11 protein-coding genes are annotated in these 18085 nt (G+C 54.7%); 10 read left to right on the top strand and 1 reads right to left on the bottom strand.

Going from position 1 to position 18085, the window contains the following annotated elements; genetic code table 11:
* The first annotated feature begins 73 nt into the window (after positions 1 to 73).
* The 4 genes from SBI19_RS22745 to SBI19_RS22730 all read left to right on the top strand — a co-directional run bounded on the left by SBI19_RS22745 (position 74) and on the right by SBI19_RS22730 (position 3272).
* Positions 74 to 1117 carry a glycoside hydrolase family 53 protein gene (locus SBI19_RS22745; RefSeq protein ID WP_317971818.1) on the top strand — a complete coding sequence of 348 codons (1044 nt, stop codon included), beginning with the start codon at positions 74 to 76 and terminating at the stop codon, positions 1115 to 1117.
* Between the two features lie 186 nt (positions 1118 to 1303).
* Positions 1304 to 1660 carry a hypothetical protein gene (locus tag SBI19_RS22740; protein ID WP_317971817.1) on the top strand — a complete coding sequence of 119 codons (357 nt, stop codon included), beginning with the start codon at positions 1304 to 1306 and terminating at the stop codon, positions 1658 to 1660.
* Positions 1657 to 2691 carry an FAD:protein FMN transferase gene (locus SBI19_RS22735; protein ID WP_317971816.1) on the top strand — a complete coding sequence of 345 codons (1035 nt, stop codon included), beginning with the start codon at positions 1657 to 1659 and terminating at the stop codon, positions 2689 to 2691. Before SBI19_RS22740 ends, SBI19_RS22735 begins: the two co-directional genes overlap by 4 nt.
* Positions 2688 to 3272, top strand: a complete 585-nt coding sequence (locus SBI19_RS22730) for a ferric reductase-like transmembrane domain-containing protein (RefSeq protein ID WP_317971815.1) — start codon at positions 2688 to 2690, stop codon at positions 3270 to 3272. The genes SBI19_RS22735 and SBI19_RS22730 overlap by 4 nt, the downstream gene beginning before the upstream one ends.
* Before the next feature lie 68 nt (positions 3273 to 3340).
* On the opposite strand, the gene SBI19_RS22725 is transcribed toward SBI19_RS22730, so the two are convergent.
* Positions 3341 to 4609, bottom strand: coding sequence for an alkaline phosphatase (locus SBI19_RS22725; protein ID WP_317971814.1), 1269 nt, complete (start codon positions 4607 to 4609; stop codon positions 3341 to 3343).
* Between the two features lie 160 nt (positions 4610 to 4769).
* On the opposite strand from SBI19_RS22725, the gene SBI19_RS22720 reads away from it, so the two are divergent.
* The 6 genes from SBI19_RS22720 to SBI19_RS22695 all read left to right on the top strand — a co-directional run bounded on the left by SBI19_RS22720 (position 4770) and on the right by SBI19_RS22695 (position 18010).
* Positions 4770 to 4976: a hypothetical protein gene (locus tag SBI19_RS22720; RefSeq protein WP_317971813.1), complete on the top strand. Its 207-nt coding sequence runs from the start codon at positions 4770 to 4772 to the stop codon at positions 4974 to 4976.
* Positions 4977 to 5191: 215 nt separating this feature from the next.
* On the top strand, positions 5192 to 13501 hold the full coding sequence (locus SBI19_RS22715) for a glycoside hydrolase family 94 protein (protein WP_317971812.1): 8310 nt from the start codon (positions 5192 to 5194) through the stop codon (positions 13499 to 13501).
* A gap of 164 nt (positions 13502 to 13665) precedes the next feature.
* On the top strand, positions 13666 to 14379 hold the full coding sequence (locus tag SBI19_RS22710; protein ID WP_317971811.1) for a YwaF family protein: 714 nt from the start codon (positions 13666 to 13668) through the stop codon (positions 14377 to 14379).
* A 201-nt stretch (positions 14380 to 14580) separates the two neighbouring features.
* Positions 14581 to 15243 carry a cell wall hydrolase gene (locus tag SBI19_RS22705; RefSeq protein ID WP_317971810.1) on the top strand — a complete coding sequence of 221 codons (663 nt, stop codon included), beginning with the start codon at positions 14581 to 14583 and terminating at the stop codon, positions 15241 to 15243.
* 31 nt (positions 15244 to 15274) lie between these two features.
* Positions 15275 to 16171, top strand: coding sequence for an NAD(P)-dependent oxidoreductase (locus SBI19_RS22700; RefSeq protein WP_317971809.1), 897 nt, complete (start codon positions 15275 to 15277; stop codon positions 16169 to 16171).
* A 243-nt stretch (positions 16172 to 16414) separates the two neighbouring features.
* On the top strand, positions 16415 to 18010 hold the full coding sequence (locus SBI19_RS22695; protein ID WP_317971808.1) for an ABC transporter substrate-binding protein: 1596 nt from the start codon (positions 16415 to 16417) through the stop codon (positions 18008 to 18010).
* Positions 18011 to 18085: the final 75 nt, after the last annotated feature.

Genomic DNA, 18085 nt, shown 5'->3' with positions numbered 1-18085 from the left:
CGTTGCACGAATCCTTCCTTATCTATAGTAATCCTATGTTGCTCATTCGACAATCGTTTAGGAGGATAATGATATGTTGAAGCGAGGTATGCTCATTCTGCTGGCGGCGCTGATCTGTTTAACGATCGTGTCAGTGGAGACGGCAAGACCGAAGGTTGCAGAGGCGGCGCCAGCCTTTGCCAAAGGCGCAGACGTCAGTTGGGTTGCCGCAATGGAAGCGCAGGGGTACAAGTGGAAGGACAAGAACGGCGTGCAGCGGGACATTTTTGACATTCTGAAAAATGATTACAGCATCAACTCCATCCGCATCCGCGTATGGGTCAATCCGTCGAACGATTACGGCAACGGGTACTTAACGAAGGAACGTGCCGCCGCGCTTGCGAAGCGGGCCAAAGCAGCAGGGCTCAGCGTTATGCTGACGCTTCACTACAGCGATTCATGGGCGGATCCAGGCAAGCAGACGAAGCCTGCCGCATGGAAGAACTACACGTTCACGCAGCTGATGGATGCCGTATGGAACTGGACGCGCGAAGTGATGACGACGATGGCGAACAATGGGGTTACGCCGGACTGGGTGCAGATTGGCAATGAAACGAACAACGGCATGTTGTGGGAAGACGGGAAAGCTTCGGTCAGCATGAAAAATTACGCGTGGCTCATCAACACCGGCAACAATGCAGTGAAGTCGATCAGCAGCAGCACGAAGACGATCGTTCACTTGTCCAATGGCTATGATAATTCGTTGTTCACCTGGAATATCGGCGGCTTGATCGCCAATGGCGCAACGTTCGATATTGTCGGCATGTCGCTGTACCCTTCCACGTCCGATTGGTCCACGAAGGTGACGCAAACGATCAGCAACGCGAACAGCATGATATCAAGCTATGGCAAGCCGGTCATGATTACCGAGATTGGGCTCGACTACAGCGCTGCGTCGACGACGAAGAGCTTCATTTCGGATATTAAGACGAAGATTCGCAACATCTCGGGCGGCAAGGGCTTAGGCGTATTCTATTGGGAGCCGGAGTCGACGCCAGGCTATAACGGCGGTTATAACAAAGGCGCATGGGGCTCGGATATGAAGCCGACGGTTGCGCTGGAAGGATTCCTGAACTAAAGCCAAATGTAAGGATAATGATAAGCCGATCGCTCTTCTTCGGAAGCGGCGTTCGGCTTTTTGGGCATGCATGCGAGAAATACGGATTTTCAGCCAATATTCAGTTTCCGTCTAAGGTTGGTTTAAGGTTCGGCTGATTAAATAGAGCTATCAATTATGAATCTTGTACGAAGGATGTCGATGTCCATGGGCAATGTGAGCAAGAAGCTGAAGCGATGGAAATGGCCGCTCGGGGCGGCAGGCGCGATACTCGTCGCCATTGGTCTCAATTCGGTCAAAGCAAGCCCAGAATTCGCAGCTGCGCAAGCCGCAAACGATAACAACGCCAATAGCGCGCTGCAGCGAACGACGGAGATCGGCCAATCGCAGGATGGCGCGGATCAGTGGGTAGAGCGGAGAGGTCGACACGGCATGCGAGGCGGCGGCTCATTCGATAACGGCGGCGGATTCAGCGGAGGCCAAGAAGGCGGCTCCATCGATAATGGGGACGGCGACAACGGCAGCGGTGGCGGAGGTTTCCGGTCTTCCACGAGGACATCATGACGAGCGGCACTAAGATCATGCAGCCATTGCTTTATCGGTTCCGTGCGATGAATACGGATGTCGAGCTATCGCTTGCATGCGATGGATATACGATGAGTGAAGCCGTGGAATTGGCGGTGGATTGGTACGAGGAAGTGGAGCGGGTGTTTAGCCGGTTCCGCCCGGACAGCGAACTGTCACGCATTAATCGGACAGCAGGCAGCGGCGCGCCCGTTATGATCTCCAGCATGATGCGCGATGTGCTGCAGCTTACGCTCTGGCATCGGGAGACGACAGGCGGGATATTCTCGCCGTTAGTAGGCGACAGCATGGATGCAGCGGGATATGACCGTTCGTTCGAACAGTTGACGGCGGTTGGTCCGCATGGCACGATTCAATCCGCTGATGGCAGCGAAAATAACCGATGCCAACCTTCGAATGATAAAACGCTCGATTGGGGACATTCATCAACCTCTATGTTGCTTGATATCGGCATGCAGTCGGTGCAGCTGAAACATGGTTCGAAGCTGGACTTAGGCGGTATTGCGAAAGGCTGGGCGACAGCCAAGCTGGTGCAGTGGCTGCGAACGCGGTTCAACATTCGAGCCGGACTCGTTAACGCAGGCGGCGATCTGCAAGCATGGAATGATTGCAGCGATGAGCCGATCTGGCAGATCGATATCAAGGGCCCGATCGAGGGCGGAGGCGACAACCTATATCGCATGATGAGGGAAGGAGCGGCCGCAACTTCCGGGACGCTTGGCAGGCGATGGCAGACGAATCGAGGCATCCAACACCATTTGATCGATACGCGCACTTGCAGTCCTTCGCGAAGCGATATCGTGCAGTGCACGGTGTCAGGCCCTGATCTGATTACGTGCGAGGTGTGGGCGAAGACGATTTGCATAGCAGGGGAGGACGGTTTGCGGCGAATGAGCAGCAAGCTTCCGTCATCCTATACCGCACTGATGATAAACAAGGCAGGCGGATGCCGCTATTGTGCACGGGATTGGCTCACGAGCAAGAACGAAGGAGGGAGCATGTCGTTATGATGGAATGGATTACATCTTGGCCGATATGGGAAATGACACGGATACTCGGCATCTTGTCCTATTTGACGATATTCGCGGGGCTGACGTTAGGCATCCTGTACAGCTATCCGTTTGTTAAAGGGAAGCGGAAAGCGCAAATCTACCGCTGGCATACGAGTCTGACCAATGGCGGAACTGTCGTGGCTCTCGCGCATGCGGCTATTCTTATCATTAGCACGTTCGCACCCTATCGTTGGGTGGATCTGCTGATTCCTTTCGCATCTTCGCAGTATCCGATTGGGAATGGGATAGGAACGTTGGCGTTGTACGGCATGCTGCTGCTGCTGCTGACATCGGATTATCGGAACAAAATAAGCAAGCATGTCTGGCTGACCATCCACCTGCTGGCGTACCCGATCTTCGTCGGAGCGGCGGTGCATGGTTACATGATGGGCACCAGCAGCGACAGCTTGCTTACCAAACTCATGTATGGCGGCACGCTTCTCATCGTCGTAGCGCTGTTTGCGGTTCGAGCGTCGATACGGCCCAATGCGAAATCGAATGCGGGTCTGAAACCGGTTCGACCCTCGGTCAACCGTTAAACCTATAAAGAGCCATGAACCCCTTCTGAAATAGAAAGGTTCATGGCTCTTGCTTCATCAGAGGATCTTTATTTCTTAACTTTAATGCCCATTGCTTCAGCGATCTTGAAGAAAATGTCCGTGTTCTCGTATACGCCTGCGAACAGCTCGGAACGCGAACCCGTTGCCGTAACCGGAATGTCAACCGCCGTGTGGCCCGAAGTCGTCCAGTCAACAACGAAGTTTTTCTTCGTGCCAGCGATTTGGAATGGACCGTCTTCAGCGGAGATGCCGTCGCCGGACTCGTCAGCCGCATCTACCGGCTCGATTGAGAAACCGCCAGTTTCATGGTCAGACAGAACGAGGACGAGCGTTTCTGGATGCGCCTTCGCGTAGTTTTTCGCGATGCGAACCGCTTTGTCCAGCTCTTGACCGGATTTGATCGTCAGCTTCGCATTGTTATTATGAGCCATTTCGTCCGTTGCTTCCTCTTCTACGACGAGGAAGAAGCCATTCTTGTTCGTCGACAGCGTTTCGATTGCTTTCTTCGTCATGTCAGGCAGCGGAACGATCGGGTTGTAGAGATCGCCTTGTCCTTCAGGTTTTTGTTGGAACATCTCTTCGTTTGCGAACAAGCCGAGAAGCTTGTCGCCTTTTGCTTTGAGCAGATCTGTTTTATTCGTTACATAGTTATAGCCGAGCGACTGTGCTTTTGTCACGAGATTGCCTTGCGTGCCTTTGCTCTTCTCGGATGGATCTTCAGCAGGCTCGTCTTGGAATGCGCCAGCCGTGCCAGCTGGATACCAGAAATCTTCGCCGCCGCCGAGGAGTACGTCGATCTTAGCGGATGTGAGGTATTGAAGCGCGATGTCGCTTTGCTTCGAACGATCTTCGACATGGGAACCGAATGCGGCGCCCGTAGCGTCTGTCACTTGGCTCGTCGTGACGATGCCTGTCGCTTTGCCAAGATCTTTCGCATATTCGAGGATCGTTTTCACACTCTTCTTGTTTGCGTCCATGCCGATTGCGCCATTGTACGTCTTGACGCCGCTTGCGAATGCCGTTGCCGCTGCAGCGGAATCTGTCACGGGTACTGTCGAGCTCGTATGGAACAGACCAACGTACGGCATATCATCCATAGCCAGCTTGCCCGTCTCGCCTACCGTTGCAAGGCGAATCGCATCGCGTGCTGCAAGACCCATGCCGTCACCGACGAACAAAATAACGTTCTTCGCATGAACGGCTGCTGCATCAGCCTCTTGTTTGCCTTCCCCGTTCGATACATAGCTTGTAATAACGAGTGCTGCCGCTGCCGTTCCGAGCATTGCGGCTTTCCATCCACTGTGAATCTTCATCATTGTCGAATTGCCTCCCTTTATGATTGAAGCTGGCACACTGTGCCTGTGCTAGTAATGAATGTAGGAGTCTAATGTTAGGGCAATGTTTGTCCGAATTTAAGAATTAGTGAAGGTTCGTTATGAATAAGGCTGATATTTGATTGAAAACGAGATGGAATAATTGGAGATTGAGGATGCGGTGAATCCCAAAAGAGAAGTCCCGTTCAATGTGTCTATCGATTCATTTTCATTCCTTTCTTACCAATTCATTGGAAAATCAAGTGATAAAAAAGTAACGTTTTTAGACGAGTTAAGGAGCCGTTCGGGATGCATGAGCCATGATAATCGCTTCATTATAAAAGCGCTTGCAGTCGATGAAAATGCCTAATGAACAGCCTCCCGATTTACAAATTATTAACCTTAAAATCGAGCTGTTTTTATTTTTTCCTTGCTTCGAATCATAAAACGATGACGTCTTGGGAATATTTACTTAAGGCATCTGTACGCCGAAGAGTCGAACGTCAGATGCCTTATCGGTATTTATTCCGTAGCCTTCCTGATGGAAGGCGATAACGTATAAAACGAACGGAGCAAGGGGGACCCATGGTACTGAACGCCGAGCAGCTGGAGCACAAAGCGCATGAACTGGCGCTGACCCATGATCCGATCACGGGCAGCTGGAATAGTAGGGAGCGTCTAGCCGAGTGGCATCGCGATATGGAAAGCCTGCGGCAGTATGTTTCCGTGTTGAAATCAGAAGGAGGCGTCTGCACACAGCCGGCCGAGCAATGGCTGCTGGATCACGCCGATTTTATCGAGAAGGAAGCGCAGGTTGTCGAGCGAGAGCTCAAACGTGGAGCAATATCCCGTCAAACTTGGTTGAGAACAGAAGAACGTCCGCGTACCGTCGCAATCGGCAATGCGTACTTCGAAGCAACGAACGGTAGATTGGATCTGGACTCGTTCGTATCATTCATTAATGCGTATCAGGAAGTCGCTGTCCTGACATTGGCGGAATCATGGCTGATGCCCGTATTTATGCGAATGGCAGCGATCGGCCGGCTTGCTGCCTTAATGCGGCTCGTTCGAGAACGGCATCAAGCTTGCCAGCGGGTAGAGAAGCTGCTCAAATCGCTCGCTCCGCCGGATTCGAAGCTGTGTTCGGCCGACATGCAGGCTGCGTTGGAGAAGCATGGTCAGTCGCTGCCCCTTTCTGGTGCGGTTCTCGTCCATCTGGTCAGCCATTTGAACGAATGGGCGGATGATGCGGCCTCCGTGCGAGAATGGCTCGTATGCAAGCTGGATTCGGATACAGACAATTTGAACCGGATTGTAACCTATGAACATCAGCTACAAGCATCGCATGAGGTAGAAACCGGCCACTTGATCGGCAGTATTCGAACATTGTCCAGAGGGCAATGGAAGATGTACTTCGAGCGGATCAGTGTCGTGGATCGAACATTGGCGCGGGAGACAGCGGGTACGTATGCACGTCTCGATGATACGAGCAAGCATACGCTCCGGAGCCGGGTTGAACGACTCGCACGTCGGTTCCATGTGCCGGAGAGCCTGATCGCTTCGAAAGCGGTAGAGCTGGCGGATGCTAATTCGAATGGAGAAGAAAGTTCGCCGATTCATTCGGACGGCTCCGAGGAAGTGCCTCCTCGTTCGAACTTCGCGGCTTATTATTTGCTGGATCAGCAGGGTATTGAGTCGCTGCATGAATCGCTGCGCAGTTGCAATGCCAATCCACGCGTACATCGCGGCGCTGTCGTCAGACGCCGGCGGGGAACAGCCTACTTATCCATGATCGGCTGCGCCTTCGTCGTCTTTGCTGTCTTGTTCGGCTGGTGGGCTGGAAGCGGGAATGGTCTGACGACTGGCGCATGGGCGGCAGCGATCATTCTGATGCTTATGCCAGCTGCTGAATGGGCGATTGCAGCCAGTCATTCCTTCATCGGCAGCACGATTCGTTCCAAGCCGCTGCTTCGATTCGATTATTCATCCGGCATTCCATCGGATGCGAAGACGATCGTCGTCATGCCGATCATCTGGTCGAAGTCGGAGGAGGCAAACGAGCTGACGGATCGACTGGAGCTGCACTACTTGTCCAATCCGGATCCCCAGCTCTACTTCGCGCTGCTGACCGACTATGCCGACGCCAAGTCGGAGACTACGCCTGCAGATGAGCAAATCTATAAGGCAGCAAGGGAACAGATCGATGAGCTGAATGCGCGTTATCCGCGCGAAGGCGGCGGCCGAACGTTCCACTTGTTCCAGCGGAAGCGGAAGTGGAACGAGTCGGAGAAATCGTGGATGGGCTGGGAGCGCAAGCGCGGCAAGCTGGTTGAGTTTATTGGCCTGCTTCGCGGCGACGAGGAGACCAGCTTCCTGGAGCGCGCGCTGCCAGCTGAGCTGAAGGACGTCCGCTACCTGATTACGCTTGATGCCGACACTTCGCTGCCGATCGGCGCCGCACAGCGTATGGTCGGCACGATGCATCTGCCCTACAATCGCCCGCGGCTTAATGCGTCGCGTACACGTGTTGTCGAGGGTTATGGGGTATTGCAGCCGCGAATCGGCGTCAGCTACGAGTCGGTGTCTCGGTCCCGTCTGGCGCGGCTCTGGTCTGGCGAGCCGGGCATTGATCCTTATGCTTTCGCGATGTCGGATCCGTATCAGGACACGTTCGGTCAGGGCATTTTTACCGGCAAAGGGATCTTGAGCATCGACAGCTTCAAGGCTGTGCTAAGCGAGCGGATTCCTGACAATCATGTGCTGAGCCATGACCTGCTTGAAGGAGGTTTCCTCCGAGGCGGTCTGCTGTCGGATATTGAACTGATCGACGGACACCCGGCTTCGTTCAGCGCTTATCAGCAGCGGCTGCATCGCTGGGTAAGAGGCGATTGGCAGCTGTTATGCTGGCTGATGCCCCGCGTATGCAATCGGACAGGCGAGCTGCAGAAGGTGGATCTCTCGGCACTGACGCGCTGGCAGATTGTCGACAATATGAGAAGAAGTCTGCTGCAGCCCGCACTGCTGCTTGCAATGCTTGCCGCTGCGTTAATGCCGCTGCGGGCATGGACGGCGCTGACGGCGGTCGCCTTGCTGACGCTCTGTCTGCCGCTTATCCGTACGGCTGTTTCACCGAGCACGATCGCCCGCAAACCAAGCGCCTTGCTGTCAGCGTTCGGACAATCGCTCGTCATGCTCGTCACGCTTCCTTATCAGGCGGTCGTCATGGGCGACGCTGTCATACGAACCTTGTATCGGCTGTACGGCTCGAAGCGTCGTCTGCTGGAATGGACAAGCTCGGCTGAAGTCGAGCGCCGCAGCAGGCAGCAACGCGCCATTCGAGGCTTCGGCTGGGGCCTCGTCTTTGCGGTTGCGTATGGCATTCTTACCTGGACGTCGGAATATACAACGGTTCGATGGATTGGCGGAGCGATCGCCGTCGTGTGGTTGGTCGCTCCGGCTGTTGCAAGCTGGCTGAGCAAGCCGCCTGCCGTGAGGACCGAATCGATTACCGATTCGGAGCGTGCGACGCTTACGAAGCTGGCAGCCGACATCTGGTCTTATTTCGACCAGTATACGGTGGAGGAAGACAACTGGCTGACGCCGGATAACGTTCAGCTCGATCCGCCGGTTGGGCCAGCCAGGCGGACGTCGCCGACGAATATCGGACTCCAGCTGGCTTGTACGCTTGCGGCAAGAGATTTCGGTTTTATCGATACCCCCGACATGCTTCGGCGCATCGAACGGACCTTGGATACGATCGAACGAATGGACAAGTGGAACGGTCATCTCTACAACTGGTATGAGACATCAACGCTTCGTCCGCTGCCGCCGCTGTATGTATCGACCGTCGATTCAGGCAACTTTGTTGGTTACCTCGTAACCGTGAAGGAAGGCTTGGCAGAATATGCAGCCGAAGCTGGGAATGAAACGGCTGTTCTCAAAAGCGGTACTGAAACGAATCAACTGACAACGTCGCTGATCGCGAGACTGGACAAACTCATTAATGAAACAGACTTCCGTCCGCTCTATGATGATGCTTCTCAGCTGTTCACGCTTGGTTATCATGCGTCGGCCGACCGCAAAGAGACGATTCTGTACGATCTGCTCGCTTCCGAAGCGCGTCAATCGAGCTTCTGGGCGATCGCTGCAGGCCAAGTGCCTGCCGCGCATTGGTTCAAGCTTGGCCGCGCCATGACGAAGTCAGGCAAGCATGCGACGCTGCTGTCATGGTCGGGCACGATGTTCGAATATTTGATGCCCGCCCTGCTGATGAAGACGTACCGCCGAACGCTGTGGGATAAAACGTATCGCGGAATGGTCCGGCGTCAGATTGAATATGCACGTCAACGCGCGGTGCCGTTCGGTATCTCGGAATCCGGCTACTACGCGTTCGATTATCAAATGAACTATCAGTATCGGGCATTCGGCGTGCCAGGACTCGGGTTCCAGCGCGGGCTGGAGGAAGATCTTGTGCTCGCCCCCTATGCGACCATTATGGCGATTCCTTATGCGAAGCGCGAAGCGCTCGAAGCGCTGGGCAGGATGGAGGAGATGGGAGCGCGGGGCGAGCATGGCTACTATGAAGCGATCGACTGCACCGCGAAGCGGATGCCGGAAGGCCAGAGCAACGTCGTCATTCGCAGCTTCATGGTTCATCACCAAGGGATGAGCTTGCTGACGCTCGCCAACGAGCTGAACCCTCGGACGATGATCGATCGGTTCCATGCAGACAAGCGCGTGCAGGCAGCCGAGCTGCTGCTGCAAGAACGGATGCCGGACAAGCCGGCTATTATTGCCGACTCGGCCAAATCGTACACCGAGCGGACGAGCATCGTGCAGGATCAGGAACGGATTGCGCCGATGCGGGAGTTTACCGATCCGATCACACCGCTTCCCGAAGTGTGTCTGCTCTCGAACGGCGCGTTCTCTTCCGTTGTGACGGCAAGCGGCGGCGGCTTCACGCGTCATGGCACGATCGCGCTCAGCAGATGGCGGGAGGACCCTGTCGTGGATCCGCCGGGTATCGGCATGTACATCCGCGATGTGACAGGCGGCGCTGTATGGTCGCCGACTTATGAACCATGCCGAGTCCCTTCGCCGGATATGCGCGTGCAGTTCTCGCTTCATCAAGCGACCTTCATGCGCAAGGACGGTCCGGTCGGCACCGAACTCGACATTTGCGTCTCGCCGGAGCATAACGTGGAGATTCGCAGGCTGAAGCTGACGAACGAAAGCACGGAGGCACGGATCTTCGAAGTGACCACGTATACCGAGGTTGTGCTCGCGCCGCCGCTCGCGGACGATGCGCATCCGGCGTTCAGCAAACTGTTCGTGCAGACGGAATTTGCCGCGGAGGAAGAATGCCTGCTAGCCGTACGCAGACCACGCGATGGGCATGAGCAGCATCGGTGGGCGTTCCAGACGCTATCAATCGGATGCGACAGTCTGGGACCGATTGAATATGAGACGGACCGCGCCATCTTCATTGGCCGAGGTCATTCGATGGTGCATCCGCAGAGCCTGCATAGCAAGCTGACTGGAACGGTGGGCGCTGTGCTTGATCCGATCTTCGCCATTCGCCGCCGCGTATCGGTTGGCCCGGGCGAGACGGTTAAGCTGTTCGGCGTGACAGGCGTTGCTGGATCGCGAGAGGAATCGATCAGCATTGCGAAGTCGCTGTGCGATGAACAGCAGATCGATCGAACGTTCCAGCTGGCTTGGACGCACAGCCGCATTGACCTGCGCCATCAGCGGCTTACCGCGCACGAAGCGTCGCTTCTGCAGACGCTGGCAGGACGAGTGCTTTATGCATCGCCGCTGCGGCAGGATCGTGCAGCGAGCATCGCTGCGAACGTGAAGGGACAGTCGGGACTTTGGTCGATGGGCATCTCCGGCGACCTGCCGATCGTACTCGTTACGCTCGAGGATCGCGCGCAGCTGCCATTCGCGATTCGGCTAATGAGCGGTCATGGCTATCTATGCCGCAAAGGGCTGCCGTTTGACCTCGTCATCGTGAACGAGTCGGCAGGCGGCTATCAGCAGGATGTAACGGATGGACTGCGGGCGGCCATTGAGCAAAATGTCGATAAGCACGCCGTTCGTCCCGGCGGCGTCTATCCGGTCGCTGCGAATCAAATGTCCGAGGAAGAACGGACGCTGCTGTTTGCCGTTGCTCGATATGTGCTGCGTGCAGACGGCCCAAGCTTGAAGGCGCAGCTCAAGGCGCCGAAGCTGGTCAAGGAATGGGCGGAACCATTGGATGTGCAGCCGCAGCCAGCTTCGTTGGTGCAGAATGCTGCTCGCAAGCAGGAGGAATTAGCTGCCGAATCGACGGAGCAGCTGGCCCTGTTCAATGGCTGGGGCGGCTTCACGGCTGACGGACGCGAATATCGAATTGCATTACGCGGCAACAAGTTCTTGCATGCACCGTGGAGTAATGTGGTTGCGAACGAGAAGTTCGGTTTTCTCATTACAGAACTCGGAACCGGCTATACATGGTGGCGCAACAGCCGCGAATGCAAGCTTACGCCTTGGTCGAACGATCCGGTACTCGACCCGCCGGGCGAAGTATGCTTCATCCGCGACGACCGCACTGGGCTGTTCAGCTCGCCGACGCCAATGCCGGCATCGGCAGATTCGGCATGCACGGTCGCACATGGCAGGGGCTACTCTCGGTTCCGCCGCGCTGACCGCGGTTTGCGGCAGCAGATGACAGTGTACGTTCCGAAGTCGGATTCGGTTAAGATTGTGGAGCTCAAGCTCGACAATACGAGCGACGAGGCGAAAGAGCTTTCTGTTTTCTACGAATGCGACTGGGTGCTTGGCGTCAAGCGACAGATCAGCGCCTCGCATATCGTGTCGGAATGGGATGCGGAAGCGCAGGCCATGTTCGTACGCAACGGCTATCAAGAAACGTTCCGCGACGACTGGGCTTTCCTGGCCATTCATGATCAGGACGGTCAGCAAGTTGATGGTTCGGTGGCGGATCGTATATCCTACACGGCTGATCGAATGGAATGGATCGGTCGAGGCGGAACGACAGCTTCGCCTGACGCGATGAAACGAACGCGGCTGTCCGGTGCAGCCGGGGCGCAGCATGATTCGTGCGGTGCCGTGCAGTTGAAACTGAAGATCGAAGCAGGAGCTTCCAGAACGGTCTATGTGCTGCTTGGGGCGGAGTGGTCTCGAGAAGCGGCAGCTGCGCTCGTCCGCAAATACAACAATGGACAAGCGTGCACTGCCGCTTATGAAGAGGCTGTACAGTTCTGGGAAGAGACGACGCTGCAGACGCGGATTACGACGCCGAACAAAGAGATGGATTACTTGATCAATGGCTGGCTGCTCTATCAGGCGCTTGCATGCCGGATGTGGGCAAGAACAGCCTTCTATCAAGCAGGCGGAGCTTTCGGTTATCGCGACCAGCTGCAGGACTCGATCGCTATGCTGCATGCTAGACCGGACATAACGCGCGCGCAGATCATTCTGCACTCGGCGCATCAATATGAAGAAGGCGACGTGCAGCACTGGTGGCATGAAGAGACGCATCGAGGCATTCGCACCAAATATTCGGATGACCTGTTATGGCTTCCTTATGCGGCGGCGCGATATATTACCCAAACGGGCGATCAGTCGGTATTAGACGAGATGGCGCCGTTCATTCGAAGCGAGCAGCTAACCGACGAAGAGCATGAGCGATACGAGCCGACCGTATTGTCTGACCAAGTCGCGACCGTATACGAGCACTGCATTCGTGCGATCGAACGCGCTTCGAGGTTCGGCGAGAACGGATTGCCGCTTATGGGCATCGGCGACTGGAACGACGGCATGAACTCGGTAGGCGATCTCGGTAAAGGCGAGAGCGTCTGGCTTGGATGGTTCCTATGCGAAGTGCTTCGTAAGTTCGCCGATGTGTGCGAGCTGAAAGGCGATATGGAGAGGGCAACCGCCTACCTCGAGCGGCGGGAAGCGATCGGCACCGCCATTAACGCTTCCGCATGGGACGGAGAATGGTACAGACGTGCGCGTGCGGACGAGGGGCACTGGCTCGGCTCCACGCGCAATGAAGAATGCCGAATCGACGCAATCGCTCAGTCGTGGTCGGTCATCTCCGGCGCAGCGCCGCGTGAGCGGGCACAACAGGCGATGATGTCGTTCGACCGCGAGTTAGTGGATCGGGATATCGCCGTTGCAAGGCTGTTGACGCCGCCATTCGACCGTACGGATCCGAATCCGGGCTACATTCAAGGCTATCCGCCGGGAATCCGGGAGAATGGCGCGCAGTACACGCATGGCGTCATCTGGAGCATCGTCGCATGGTGTGGTCTTGGTAATGGAGATAAGGCCGTTGATCTGTTCCACCTGCTTAATCCGGTGACGCATGCAAGAAGCGAAGGCGAAGTGCGCAAGTATGCAGGCGAACCTTATGTCATGGCAGCAGATGTGTATACGCGTGATCCCGTGAAAGGAAGGGCGGGCTGGACTTGGTATACTGGCGCTTCCGGGTGGATGTATCAAGCGGGCATCGAGTGGATTATCGGCCTTCGCAAAGAAGGAGAACGGTTGTATTTCCGACCGGCGGTACCACATGATTGGCCCGGTTATGAGGTCGAGTATCGATATGGCCGTACGCTCTATCAGGTTAAAGTCCGCATGGTGGAGGACGCCAATGCACAGTCGCTTCCGCTTGATATCGATGCCTCCGGCAACTTAAGCGTACATCCTGCTTCGCATGAGGCAAGACGAGATGCGTCAGGCGCGTACATTCAATTGGCGGATGACGGCGGCACGCACACGATCGAGCTTCAATTGCCGCGTCATGCGGCATCGCAATCGGCGATGACTTCATCGAACGATGGGGTGCAGGTGCAGCGTACGCTGGCTGGTGATAGTGAATAATAGAAGCCCTCGCATTCTCGAAGCGATTCGAGAACGGCGGGGGTTTTTAATTGCATTACATCCAACAGTGAAAAGGTACTACGGCAGATTAGTACTATTCTCAGCTAATTCCGCTGACTACAATGAGCTCAATAGATTGTATCAATAATAAGGAGCCGGTTGTTATGGACACGTTCGTTCCGTTCTCCGCTGCCCATTGGGCTGCGCTCGCCGCTTGCGTTCTGCTGTGCATGGGCATCATCACGTTCCGTCGTCAGCTTCGCGTCGGCAGAAGAAGCCGTATTGCTGCAGCCGTCATCGCAGCTGTACTTGCTGGGCTCGAAACCGCACTTTATATTACGTATACGATGGATGGGGAATGGACCGTCTGGTCGCTGCCATTCGAGCTGTGCACGATGACGTTGTGGTTGTCTGTCATCATGCTGCTAACCCGCAATCGAATCCTATACAGCATCGTCGTCTATTTGGGCACGCTTGGTGCCTTGCAGGCGATGCTCACGCCGGATTTAGCGGAAGCATTTCCGCAGTTTCGATATTTTCATTTCTTCCTTGGACATATCGGCATCATTGCCGCTTCGGTCTACATGACCGCCGTTCTGCAGATGCGTCCAACGCTGCGTTCGCTGCCAATCGCTGTGTTGACGCTCCATCTTCTTGCAATTCCAGGTGCAATTGTAAATAGCGTAGCAGGGACCAATTATATGTTTCTGGCGCGCAAACCTGAAGGGGGCTCTATGCTTGATTGGCTGGGTCCTTGGCCGTGGTATTTGCTCGAGCTGGAGCCGATCGTATGGGCCATGTGTGCCATATTGTTAGGTATTGTGTCGCTAATCGATCGGATAGGGAAGAGGAGCAAACAAGCGAAATCAAGCGATTGAGGCTGTGCGGAACAGCCTGAGAAACATTAGAATTTTCTATGAAAACGTTGGCAGCCCGATAAGAGATGCTACAATGTTTGGCGTGAGAGACCGTTTACATGATTTTGTGTTAGACACCTGCCAAACATCGTACAAGAGGTAGTTCAAAAAGTCGTCCGACTTTTTGAACGCATACAACTAGACATCTTGGAGGGAACTATCGTGTTTAAAACAAAGTATGGATGGCTGTTGATCGGATTTATGATTGCATCATTATTATTGGTATTGGCGCCGCAGCCGCAGCAGGCGAAGGCTGCAACAAGCTATGTCGCGCTGTCGGTTGGAAGCACAGGCGATCAGGTTGCAGATCTGCAGGAGAGACTTCGGATGCTTGGCTATCTTTCCTCTGCTGCTGACGGCAAATTCGGTTCCGGAACGAAGCAGGCCGTTATGCGTTTTCAGAAAAATGCAGCCATCGTTCAGAACGGAGTTGCCGGTCCGACGACGCTGCATGCCCTACATAAAGTTACGGTGAGCCGTAAAAATCTCGCAATGCTGGCGCGTGTGGTATACTCAGAAGCAGGCGGCGAGCCCTTCAACGGGCAGATTGCCGTTGCGGCTGTTGTTCTCAATCGCGTCGATTCACCGGACTTCCCGGATACGATCGAGAAGGTTATTTTTGCGCCAGGCGCTTTTACAACAGTGGCGAACGGCCAATACTGGAAGCTGCCGAATGCTGAGGCATTCAAGGCAGCCATTCAAGCTGCGAAGGGAATCGACCCGTCTAACGGCGGATTGTACTTTAATAGTGCCCCAGCGGATAATGAATGGTTCCAATCGCGCACGAAGACGGCGTCGATTGGCGGCCATGTGTTCGTGAAATAATCGTTACGGTCGAAAGGTGGAAGCGACGAAGATGGCGGCTAATACGCAGGCAGGTGCAGCAAGTACAGTCATCGGGTTTATCGGAACAGGCATTATGGGTGCCAGCATGGCTGGCCACCTCTTGAAGAACGGCTATGAGGTTCATGTCTACAATCGCACGAAGGCGAGAGCGGAAGGGCTGCTTCAGCAAGGTGCGGTATGGCATGATCAGCCGAAGGAAGTTGCGAAACATGCGGATGTTGTCATTACGATTGTCGGCTATCCGAACGATGTGGAGCAAATTTATTTTGGAGCGGAAGGGCTGCTCGACAATGCGCGTGCCGGCGCTTACTTCCTCGACATGACGACTTCAAGTCCAACGTTAGCGAAGCGGATCTCACAAGAAGCGGCTGACAAAGGACTTCATGCGTTGGACGCGCCTGTCTCCGGCGGGGACGTCGGGGCAAGAGAAGCGAAGCTGTCGATCATGGTTGGCGGAGATGCGGAAGCATTCGACGCGGTGAAGCCGCTGCTTGACATTATGGGCGCAAACGTCGTGTACCAGGGTCCGGCAGGCTCTGGCCAATTCACGAAGATGTGCAATCAGATTACAATCGCTTCTAATATGATTGGCGTCAGCGAAGCGCTCGCGTATGCGAAGGCTGCGGGACTCGATCAGACGCAGGTGCTGAAGAGCATCAGCTCCGGCGCTGCCGGCAGCTGGTCGCTGTCGAACCTGGCGCCGCGCATGATTGCAGGCGACTTCGCGCCTGGATTCTATGTGAAGCATTTTGTGAAAGATATTCGAATTGCATTGGATTCTGCTGCCGAGATGGGGCTGGAGCTCCCTGGACTTAAGCTGGCACAGTCTCTCTATGAACAGCTTATCGAGCACGGCGGCGATAACGATGGAACGCAGGCATTGTACCGAATTATTGCAGGTGAGTAACGGTCTAAATTAAGGGAATGATAAGCCTCAGGCGACGAATAATCGCTTGGGGCTTTTTCTATATAAGAAACAAGCTATCGTGCTGAGATTGACTTTGCCTAAGATGAAACGCCTATGCGTGGCAGAAGTCAGCGGAAGCGGTTTCAAGTAATTTGGAATATTTTACGCTTTGATAATGCCGACTAATCCGATATACAATACTCAACAATGACGGCAAGATAGACAGAGGGGATGATTAGCAAGATGAGAACGAAATGGTCTACAGCAATTATTCTAGTGCTGCTTACGGCATTGATTACGGCATGCGGCAGCAGCTCGGACTCCACAAAGCCCAGCGATAACAGCGGGCAGCAGACGGAAACGTCGGCGCCGAAGGACGGCGGCAATCTCATTATCGGAGTCGGCGCGGATCCGGTTATCTTCAACCCGAACTACGCTGGCGATCGTGTCAGCCTGACAATCGACCAATCGCTGTACGCGCCGCTGTTCCAAGTGAATAACGGCAAGAAAACATACTACCTGGCTGACAGCCTGACAGCATCGGCAGACAGCATGACCTACACGCTGAAGCTGAAGAGCGGCCTCACTTGGCATGACGGTCAGCCGCTGACGGCTGACGACGTAGTGTTCACGATCAACAGCATTCTCGACGAGAAGCAGAACAGCATGTTCCGCGGCAATCTAATCATTGGCGGCAAGCCGATCGAAGCGAAGAAAGTCGACGATCTGACGGTTGAATTCAAAATGCCGCAAGCTGCGCCTGCGTTTGAAGCAACGCTCGTACAGCTGACGCCGATTCCGAAGCATATCTTCGAGAATGAAGCGAATATTGAGAAAAGCACGAAGAACAACACGCCAGTCGGCTCCGGTCCGTTCAAATTCAAAGAATACAAAACGGGCGAATACGTGACGCTTGAGCGTTTCGATAACTATTTTGGCGGCAAGCCGCATCTGGATACGGTCACGTACCGCATCGCGAAAGATACGAACGCAGCGAACCTGGCTCTGCAGAATGGCGAGCTGAACATTAACTATGTAACGCCGCAGGACGCAGCGACGATTACGGCAACGAAAAACTTTGACCTCGTGCCATACAGCGAAGGCCGTCTGTCTTACATCCTTATTAATGAGAAGAGCGACCTAGGCGTATTGGACCGCAAAGAAGTGCGTCAAGCGATCGGCTACGCCTTGAACCGCGAAGAGCTGATTACGGCAGCTTACCTGTCGCCTGAATATGCGGATCCTGCTCATTCGTTCCTGACGCCGGATACGCTGTTCCACACGAATGATGTTGCAACGTTCGATAACGACGCAGCCAAAGCGAAAGAGCTGTTCCAGCAAGCCGGCGTCAAGAAGCTGCGTTTCGTCGTGAAGAGCGGCGACAAGACGCAGGAATCGATCGGCCTGTATGTGCAGCAGAAGCTGAAGGAAGTCGGCGTTGACGTAGAGATTCAAAGCATCGACGCATCCGCATTGAACAGCAAAGTGTATGGCGGTACGGCTACGGACTTCGATTTGACGGTCGCAGGCTACATCATGGGCTTCGATCCGGATGCCTATTCGATTCTGTTCACGACGGACAATTCGTCCAACTACTCGCACTACACGAACAAGCAAGTAGACGAGCTGTTCCAGAAAGGCGCGGGCGAAGCGGACGCAGCCAAACGCGGCGAGCTGTACAAGCAAGCGCAGCAGCTGGTTGCAGAAGATGCAGCGATTTACCCGATCGCATACACCAAGACGATCGTAGCCGTGGACAAGCGTTACGGCGGTATCGAAGAAGCGGTTCTTAAACCGGTCGTGATCTTCGAAGATCTGTCCAAAATTTATTTGAAATAATGAACGGAAACCGAACTTGTGAACACGAATTTATACGAGAAAAATAAGCTGGCTGATCGGCGATAAGCTGGTTTC

Source organism: Paenibacillus sp. CCS19, assembly GCF_033239625.1.
In the GTDB taxonomy this organism is placed as follows: domain Bacteria; phylum Bacillota; class Bacilli; order Paenibacillales; family Paenibacillaceae; genus Paenibacillus_T.
The sequence above is the reverse complement of the archived record's forward strand: the minus strand, read 5'-3'. Positions and strand labels throughout refer to the sequence as shown.